This window comes from Liquorilactobacillus sicerae (assembly GCF_029916425.1).
Classification (GTDB): domain Bacteria; phylum Bacillota; class Bacilli; order Lactobacillales; family Lactobacillaceae; genus Liquorilactobacillus; species Liquorilactobacillus sicerae.
Genome location: NZ_JAHAVQ010000040.1, coordinates 1 through 1069 on the forward strand (window position 1 = coordinate 1; position 1069 = coordinate 1069).

2 protein-coding genes are annotated in these 1069 nt (G+C 38.7%); one reads left to right on the forward strand and one right to left on the reverse strand.

Annotated features, from left to right (window positions below; translation table 11 throughout):
• Positions 1-336 (forward strand): hypothetical protein (locus KH893_RS11030; protein WP_281166173.1); only part of this gene is annotated, 336 nt, incomplete at its 5' end.
• A 151-nt stretch (positions 337-487) separates the two neighbouring features.
• Here KH893_RS11030 and KH893_RS11035 read toward each other — a convergent pair.
• Complete coding sequence (locus KH893_RS11035; RefSeq protein WP_281166174.1) at positions 488-943, reverse strand: helix-turn-helix domain-containing protein; 456 nt, start codon at positions 941-943, stop codon at positions 488-490.
• Between the last annotated feature and the right edge of the window lie 126 nt (positions 944-1069).

The window sequence follows — 1069 nt, forward strand, 5'->3', positions numbered from 1 at the left end:
CAATTATTCGTCGATACTGCGGAATTTCAAATTGGCAATTTCAATCACAAAAACATAATAAAACCAATTCCGTGTACCCAAAAATTCGAGGTCCTCAATCAAAGGATAGAAGAAATGCAACTGAATAATTTTATATTGATTATGGATATCGCTACCTTCCTCTATCCAAAATTTGATGACGATCCTGATGGCACTTATCGTAATTCTATCGATCATGGCAAATCTTCTCCTGACAAATGGACTAAGGATTCGTATTTAAATGTTCTGGCAGCGGTTTTAAGATTACAGAGCGCTGTTCGCTTAGAGGGCAAGAGAGAATCCGACAACAAAAAATAAACCAATGGGCTGAGTGTTCGCTGAGTGTTCTATGATTCATTTATTTTTTGGTAACCGCATCTATTGATAAGGCTTTGTCTTGTCCAACAAGGAGCTGATCACTGTTACATAATTTTGATCAATCCGGGTGTAACTGGATCGCTGTAATCATTTAAAGTTCTTTAGCAATATCGCCTTTTCCTATGCTTAAATAGTCCCTTATTTTGTTAATAGCAGCAGCGGATAAGTCATGATCGTCTTGCTCAAGAAAATCTGTCAGCACATGGTCGTCGGACATCAAGGCTTTTAACAACCTGTTGTTTCCCTTTGAAGGGAAGGCACCAGTCTCGTATAAAGCAATCGTGTTAGGACTCCAGCCCAAAAATTTAGCCAATTCCCTTTGGGACAGGCCAATCTTGGCACGATACTTTTTAATATCTTCAGGAGACACGAGGCCCATATCGGCCCGGTACTTGTTATTGGCGATTTCGACTGCTTGATCATCCAATACTGTATCATCGAGCAATTCATTTGTCTCGCTATCGAATTTAGCAGGAGCAGTCACTTTGTATTCACGACCGTGAATCATAAAAGTATTCGTATAATTTTTAGTATATGTATCAGTCATATTGTCTTACCTCCTGAATTAATTAGATAAATGGAAACTAATAAATTTGAATTTGATGTAGAGGTGTCGCCATATTCTGTTTTGAAGACCCAAACATATTGGTCTGGCTGATGCACGCCCTGATTC

Bases quoted from the DNA above. Each gene is read 5' to 3' on its own strand.
- KH893_RS11035 (WP_281166174.1), bottom strand. From the start codon at position 943: ATGACTGATACATATACTAAAAATTATACGAATACTTTTATGATTCAC.